Source organism: Corallococcus sicarius (assembly GCF_003611735.1).
GTDB classification, from domain to species: domain Bacteria; phylum Myxococcota; class Myxococcia; order Myxococcales; family Myxococcaceae; genus Corallococcus; species Corallococcus sicarius.
In genome coordinates this window covers 1-7,029 of record NZ_RAWG01000402.1, presented here as the reverse complement: position 1 = coordinate 7,029, position 7,029 = coordinate 1, and the positions used below count along the sequence as shown (strand labels likewise).

Here is a 7,029-nt window from a genome sequence, read left to right as displayed (position 1 = left end):
CTTCCGCCCCCGCCGCGCCGCAGCCGGTGACCCCGGACGTGACGCCGCCCGTGCCCGCCACGCCGGAGGCCCCGGCCTCCATCACCCCGTCGTCGGAGCCCGACCTGGACTTCGACCTGCTGCAGCCGGAGGCGGACGCCACGGCGGGCCTGTTGGATCCGGAGCTGGAGAGCAAGCTCAAGACGCGGCGCACCATGCTCAAGCTGCACCAGGGCCTGGGGCTGGGGATGGCGGGTGGCCTCACCGCGGCCACCGTGCTGGGGCAGATCCAGTTCAACCGCTCGTTCCGCGGCGGCGGGGATGACCGTTCCCTGCTCGCGTGGCACCGGGGCGTCGTCGTCGGCACGTCGCTGCTGTTCGCCACCGTGGGCACGCTGGGCATCCTGGCGCCGGATCCGGTGGAGCGTGAGTTCCGCTTCGACACCGTGACGTTCCACAAGATCTTCATGAGCATGGCCACCGTCGGCATGCTGACGCAGGCGGTGCTGGGCATCCTGGCCACCCGCAACTACGGCGAGCTGGATGAGCGCCGGTTCGCCACCGCGCACCAGGTGGTCGGCTATGCCACGTTGGGCTGTGTCGCCGCGGGCATCGTGACGCTCACCTTCTGACCCTCAATCCCCCTGTCGTGAATGTCTCCGCCCGCAGGCCGTTGTGCGGAAGGAGAGCCGTATCCCCCTTGGAGGACGCCGTGATTGCTCGACGACTCGCCACGCTCGCTGCCCTGCTGCTCGCGCTCCCCGCCGCGGCGCAGAGCACCGCCAGGCTGTACTCAGTGAAGAAGGACAGCAGCTCCCTCACCTACAAGCTCATCCACAAGATGCACACCGTCTCCGGCAAGGCGAAGCCCAGCGAGGGCAAGGCCGTGTTGAAGCCGGACGGCACGCTCCAGGTGGCCGTGCGTGCGCAGGTGAAGGACTTCGACTCCGGCAACGCCAACCGCGACACGCACATGGTGGAGGTGACGGAGGCGGCGAAGTATCCGCTCATCGACTTCAAGGGCGTGGCCACCGGCGTGAAGACCCCCGAGAGCTTCCCGGCCAAGGTGCCGGTGACCCTCAAGGGCAAGCTCACCTTCCACGGCGTGACGAAGGACGTGGAGCTGCCCCTGACGGTGAACTTCACCTCCGCCAAGGAGGCCACCGCCGACGGCACCTTCAAGATCAGCCTGGAGGGCTACAACATCGAGCGCCCCTCGCTGCTGCTGGTGAAGGTGGAAGATGAGCTGGTGCTGGAGCCCCACCTCGTCTTCGTGGAGGGGACGTGAGCTCGTCGCGTCGTGATTTCTTCAAGAAGGTGCTGGGCACGGGCGCCGTCGTCGCGGGGCTGCCCGCGTGCGCGCCGGACATCGACCCCTCTCCGGTGCTGGACGTGCCCACGCCCGGCGAGGACGGCATCGTGGCGCTGGTGGTGCCGCGCTACCCGGACCTGTCCCGCACGGGCGGCTCGGTGACGCTGCGCTTCCCGGGGGGCTCCGGGCAGGAGAACCTGCTGGTGGTGCACCCGGAGGAGAACGTCTACGCGGTGCTGTCCGCCACCTGCACCCACGTGGGCTGCCCCATGGGCTTCGATGGCAAGGAGGCCGTGTGCCCCTGCCACCTGTCGAAGTTCTCCATCACGGGGGCCGTGACGAACGCGCCCGCCACCGTGCCCCTCAAGGCGTACGTGGCCACGTACAACGCGGGCACGCAGGTGCTGAGCATCGCGCTCAAGTCCGGTGACACGACGTTCCCCACCGTCGTCAACGGCACGCTGACGCTCACGTTCGAGCAGTTCCCCGCCCTCCGGGACGTGGGCGGCATGGTGAGCGGCACGCCCACCGGCTACGGCAAGCGGGTGTTCATCTTCAAGCTCGAGGACGGCACCTACTCGGCGGTGGACTCCGTCTGCACCCACCAGGGCTGCGAGGTGGGGTTCGAGCCGAGCGTCGAGGGGCTCCTGTGCCCGTGCCACGCGTCCACCTTCAGCAAGACGGGCGTCGTGACACCGGGGGGCGCGGCCACCCTGGACCTCAAGAAGTTCACCGTGGCGGAGAACGCGTCCGGGGTGGTCGTCACCATCGCGTGAGGTGCGGCGCGGAAGCCGGCTGTCAGCGCAGCCGGCTCCAGAACGAGCGCCGCGAGGAGATGCGCTCCAGCGCGTCCTGCAGCTCCTCGTCCTGATCCGCGCGGCTCGCGATGTCCCCCAGCGCGATGATGCCCACGAGCCGGTCGTCGGGCTCCACCACGGGGACGCGGCGCACCTGGCGGCGGCCCATCAGGTCGATGACGCCGTGCAGGTCCTCCTCCGGCAGCACCGCCTCGATGTCCTCCGACATCACGTCCGCGGCCCGCAGCGCCTCCACGGCGCGCCCGTGGGTGAAGCCTCGCACCGCGAGGTCCCGGTCGGTGACGAGCCCCACCAGCCGCCCGTCCGCGTCCACGATGGGCACCACGCCGCAGTCCTCGTCCTTCATCAGCTGCGCCACTTCCCGCAGGGTGCTGTCGCGGCGGGCGGTGCGCACCGTGCGGGTCATGATGTCGCGCGCGGTGAGCGGCTCGCGCTGCCAGCGCCGGCGCGATGTCGTGGCCGTGGCCGTGGCGGTGGTGGCGCGGACGGGCTGCTCGCGTGACGGCTGGGGCGGACGGTCGCGCAAGAGCGGCTCCTCGCCGCCGTAGCCGGTGCGGTCCCACTCGCGGAAGTTGGCGGGCTGGCGGGGCTGCTCGCGCTCCTGTTCACCCTGCGTCCTCAGGGGGCCCTGGCCGGTGGCGACGCGCGGGTCCCGGTCATCGCGGCCGTAGGGGCCGTAGGAGCCAGGGGTGCCTCCGCCGCGCTCGTCCTCGTGCCCTCCACGCCAGAAGCTGGCGTCATCCACCTGGGCGGTGCGCACCCGGGCCAGACGCAATTCGGCGGCGCGGTGGAAGCGGCCCTGGCGCACGGAGGCCTCCTCCTCGCGGGCGGAGCTCCAACCGCTCACGTCGGATTCGGCGCGCTCGCGCGAGCCCGGCGGGGCCACGTCCGGCGAGCGGTGCGTGGCCATGGCGTCGGTGGGCGGCGTGGAGATATCCGCGCGGCCCAGCGGTGCCGGATGTCCGTTTCCGTTGCGGTGGTCCCTGGTCCCCATGTGTCGCAGGCCTCCTCGCCCGCCGAACCCGTCTGGCGAGCTTGTCTGGCAAACTCGCCAGACGAACATGGGAAGCCGACCGGAGGGCGCAAAGGCCCGGCCGGTCAGGAGCGGCGACGGTCGCCTGTCCGCTCTGCGTCCGCGTCAGGCGACGGTGAGCGCGTCACCCAGGTGGACGAGGCCCCGGAAGTCCTCCAGGTCCGCGCCCGCGTCCGGCGCGGCGATGGCCAGCGCACCCAGGGGCAGCCCCTCCGCCAGCCGGTCCAGCAGCGAGCGGTGCGCCTTCGCGCGCGCGTCCTCCACGCCGGCCAGGTGCTCCAGCGCGAGCACGGCGTCGGTGTCCGTGGAGTTGTTCGCGTGGGGCTTCAGGTTGGCGGCCGGGGCGAGCCCGTCCTCGCGCGCCCAGCTGCGGTTGAGCACGTAGCCCGCGAAGGGCAGGCCGCGCGCCTGGAGCGCGTCGCGGAAGAAGGTGGCCTCGCGCATCGCGGCCGCCTCCGGCGAGGTGACGAGCAGGAAGGCCGCGTCCTTGGACGTCAGGTGTTCGCGCAGCCGCTCCGTGTGCAGGCGGATGCCGGCGAACAGGCCGCCGAAGGCGCCCACGAAGGTGCGCATCTCCTGCGCGAAGCCGCCGCCGAAGATGCCATCCAGCACCTTGCCCACCAGCGCCTGCGCGCCCTGCCACAGCCGGCCGGTGCGGCCCGAGTCGGGACCGAAGAGGGACACCACCCGCTCATCCAGGAAGCGCGCGAGCCGGCCCGGGGCCTCCAGGAAGTCCAGCGCGTGGCGGCTGGGCGGCGTGTCCAGGAGGATGAGGTCGTAGTGGCCTTCCGCGAGGAAGCCGTCCAGGGCCTCGGCGGCGGCGTACTCCTGCACGCCCGCGACGAGCTCCGACAGGAAGCGGTACAGGCGATGGTCGAGGATGGCGCGCGCGGCGCTCTCCGTGGCGGACAGCTTGCGCACCATCCGCTCGAAGACGATGCGCGGCTCCAGCATCCACACGTCCAGCCGGCCTTCGCCGACGGGGCCGTCCGCGTACAGGCGCTCCAGCGGGACGGTGGTGGGCTCCGGGCCGTTCTCCTTCAGGCCCATGGCCTCCGCCAGCCGGCGCGCCGGGTCGATGGTGAGCACCAGCACGTGGCGCCCCGCACGGGCCGCGGCCACGCCCAGCGCCGCCGCCGTCGTCGTCTTGCCCACGCCTCCCGCGCCGCACAGGACGATGACCCGCTTGTCGCGCAGCATTCCGTCCAGGTTCATGGCGTGGCCTCCCGGCCGCCAGCATGGGCGGCCTCTTCGAGTGTAGGCAGCAGCAGCTCCGCCAGCCGCTCCACCAGGGCCATCCCGGTGAGCGCCAGCTCCGGCAGCCCCCATTGTGGCACGGACGTGTCCTCGGCCAGCCGCTTCCGGGCCTCCCGGGCGCGCTCCAGCCGCTCCAGTGCACGTTGGCCCCGGTGCGGACCGTGTGTCTCCAACAGCCGGTCCAGCGCCGCGCGCGACTCCGGCGTGAAGGGGTCCTCCGGCAGCCGGTTGAGCAACACGGCGGACAGGGGCAGCCCCACGTCCTTGAGTTCGCGGGCCATGGACAGCGTCTCGCTCACCGGCAGGGGCTCCGGCAGGCTGGTGAGCACCACGCCCGTGCGGGTGGGGTCCTGGAGCAGGTCCAACCCCTCGCGCACCGCGCGGCCAATGGGCCCGCCGGGCATCAGCGACAGGACGCTCCGGGGCAGGGTGGCCAGCGCCAGCGCGTGGCCCGTGGCGGGCAGGTCCACCACCGCCAGCGGGTACATGGGGCGGCCATCCGGGTGCGCGCGCCGCACCAGCGTGAGCATCTGGTACAGCAGCCCCATCTCCTTCAGCGCCGGGCCGGCCTCCAGGAAGCGCCGCAGCGCGCGCGAACGCAGCGCGGCATCCGCCAGCCACTTCACCGGCAGCGTCTCCTCCAGGAACTGGCGGTGTCCTTCCGAGGCCGCCAGGCGCACGAAGGACAGGTTGGGCCGCACCGGCACCACCTTGGCGCCGGCCTCCTTCGCGCCCACGAGCGCCGCCAGGGTGGACGGACCGCCCTCGTCCGGGGACAGCTCCGCCAGCAGCACCGGACGCCCGGAGCGCGCCGCCGCCACGGCCATGGCCGCGGACAGCGTCGTCTTCCCCACGCCGCCCTTGCCCGACACGAGCACGGCGCGTCTGTTCCACAGCGAGTCCAGCACCACGCCCCCATCCGCCCGCGCCATCGCGCGCGCGACACTTCACAGTGAGCAAGGAGGCGCATCCCGACAACCGCCCGGTGATGCGACCTCGGCGGCCGTCCGCACGGCCGCCTGCCGGCAATCATAGCGGCTTCTGTTCACCACCCGGCAGACCCCTCCCCACCTGCCGGGCAGGGGCACCGCGTGGGGCGTTCACCCGGCGCCTTTCCACCGTGCGTGAGTGTCCGGCACGCGACGACGCAGGCGCACCCATCCCAGGGAGCCACCTGGCCCGCGACGGTGCATGCGACCCGGCAGGTCGCATGGCCGTGCGTCACCCGCAAAGAGGTCGTGACGAAGTAGTGACGTTGCTCCCGTTTTCGGTACCCTCGGGGCTTATGCGTGGAGGAGGTTGATGGGAGCGCTGCGGGAGTGGGTCTTCGGGGCACAGCGCATCGTGCTGGAGTCCGCCGACATCGTCTGGGCCACGGTCCGCGGTGCGTTCGGCGACGAAGAGGTGCGCCAGCTCATGGGCGTGTTCCACGAGCTGACGACCGACCCGGGCGGGCCCTTCTACCTCGTGGTGGACCTGGGCAGCGCCATGGGGCCCATGACGGAGGGCCCCGCGCTGTCGGTGGCGCCGCGCAAGTACCTGGCCGGGAACCTGCGCCCCGAGTGGTTCCGCGCCGTCATCTTCTACGGCGGCAACCGCGCGCAGCGCGACGTGATGCAGGCCCTGGTGGTGGCGCTCCAGTTCACCGGCGACACGAAGCTGGAGGCCCGCTTCCTGGAGACCAGCGGCGAGGCCCGCGCGTGGCTTCAGGCGCACCGCCAGCGTCAGCCCCTGCCGCCCGCGTCTCCGGCCACCTGAGCTTGGGTGAGGCGGGCGCGAGGGGCCTGCGGGGACGTCAGTGGACGGCCCAGCGCTCGGCGATCTCCTCGCACGCGAGCACCACGTCGCCCAGCCGGCGGATGTGCGCACGCGGCGCCACGTAGAGCGACCCCGCGAACACGTCCACCACGGTCATCAGCCGGTGGTCCGCCGGGCCCAGCCGGCACAGGTGCTGCTCCGCGAAGCGCTGCAAGAGCGTGCCAATGTACTGCCCCGAGCGCTCGTCCAGCGGGTGCGTCTTGGAGAAGTAGAGCTTCATCAACCCCACGCGCGGGTTGCCCTGCTTGTCCAGGCGCTGCACCACGACCTCCGGGCGCACGCTGATGGTGACGCCCGCCATCTCCAGCACGGGCGGCTCCGCGCCCACGGCGCTGATGATGGCGTCGTCCAAATCCAACCACGGCACCAGGTCCGCGAAGCGCTCCAGCGCCTCTGAACACAGTTGCATGCGCTGCGCCTCGAACTCCGACTGCGGCACCGCGCAGGCGAACCGGCGCTGGGCCTCCCGGAGCACGTTCATGTCCAGGCCCCGGCAGAGGAACTCGGTGACGGCGTGGGACGCCTCCGGGTAGCGGAGGTACTGGGCGTCCGGCGGGTGCTTCTGGTCGTGGATGATGCGCTTCCTGCGGGCAGGCGTCGCGATGAGGTACTCGCCCAGCTTGTTGACCGACACTCGCGGCATTTCACGGGTCTCCGGCACGGTGATTCCCCCTCTGGAAGGCTGTCGGAATAGGTACACAGTACACAGGGGGTCTGACATCCAACGGACAGCGGGAACATGCCCCGGAGGGCAGGTTCCGGGGTTTGTGCTTCCCGGGGCATGTTCCCGCTGTCCGTTGGATGTCAGACCC

General features: G+C 71.8%; 8 protein-coding genes. 4 read left to right on the top strand and 4 right to left on the bottom strand.

Features of this window, described 5'->3' with window-relative positions; genetic code table 11:
• The 3 genes from D7X12_RS36990 to D7X12_RS36980 form a co-directional block, all read left to right on the top strand.
• Positions 1–611: hypothetical protein (locus D7X12_RS36990; protein WP_120629907.1), on the top strand; the 611-nt coding region annotated here is incomplete at its 5' end.
• Positions 612–691: 80 nt separating this feature from the next.
• Positions 692–1,267 carry a YceI family protein gene (locus D7X12_RS36985; RefSeq protein WP_120629906.1) on the top strand — a complete coding sequence of 192 codons (576 nt, stop codon included), beginning with the start codon at positions 692–694 and terminating at the stop codon, positions 1,265–1,267.
• Entirely contained in the window at positions 1,264–2,067 is an 804-nt protein-coding gene (locus D7X12_RS36980; protein WP_120629904.1) for a Rieske (2Fe-2S) protein, read from the top strand. The genes D7X12_RS36985 and D7X12_RS36980 overlap by 4 nt, the downstream gene beginning before the upstream one ends.
• A 22-nt stretch (positions 2,068–2,089) precedes the next feature.
• On the opposite strand, the gene D7X12_RS36975 is transcribed toward D7X12_RS36980, so the two are convergent.
• The 3 genes from D7X12_RS36975 to D7X12_RS36965 form a co-directional block, all read right to left on the bottom strand.
• Positions 2,090–3,103, bottom strand: a complete 1,014-nt coding sequence (locus D7X12_RS36975; protein WP_120629903.1) for a CBS domain-containing protein — start codon at positions 3,101–3,103, stop codon at positions 2,090–2,092.
• A gap of 144 nt (positions 3,104–3,247) precedes the next feature.
• Complete coding sequence (locus D7X12_RS36970; RefSeq protein ID WP_120629902.1) at positions 3,248–4,357, bottom strand: ArsA family ATPase; 1,110 nt, start codon at positions 4,355–4,357, stop codon at positions 3,248–3,250.
• Complete coding sequence (locus D7X12_RS36965; RefSeq protein WP_120629905.1) at positions 4,354–5,307, bottom strand: ArsA family ATPase; 954 nt, start codon at positions 5,305–5,307, stop codon at positions 4,354–4,356. The genes D7X12_RS36970 and D7X12_RS36965 overlap by 4 nt, the downstream gene beginning before the upstream one ends.
• A gap of 394 nt (positions 5,308–5,701) precedes the next feature.
• Here D7X12_RS36965 and D7X12_RS36960 point away from each other — a divergent pair, with 394 nt between their 5' ends.
• On the top strand, positions 5,702–6,157 hold the full coding sequence (locus tag D7X12_RS36960) for a hypothetical protein (protein ID WP_120629901.1): 456 nt from the start codon (positions 5,702–5,704) through the stop codon (positions 6,155–6,157).
• Positions 6,158–6,194: 37 nt separating this feature from the next.
• Here the strand turns inward: D7X12_RS36960 and D7X12_RS36955 are convergent, their stop codons facing one another.
• Positions 6,195–6,878 carry a hypothetical protein gene (locus tag D7X12_RS36955; protein WP_120629900.1) on the bottom strand — a complete coding sequence of 228 codons (684 nt, stop codon included), beginning with the start codon at positions 6,876–6,878 and terminating at the stop codon, positions 6,195–6,197.
• Between the last annotated feature and the right edge of the window lie 151 nt (positions 6,879–7,029).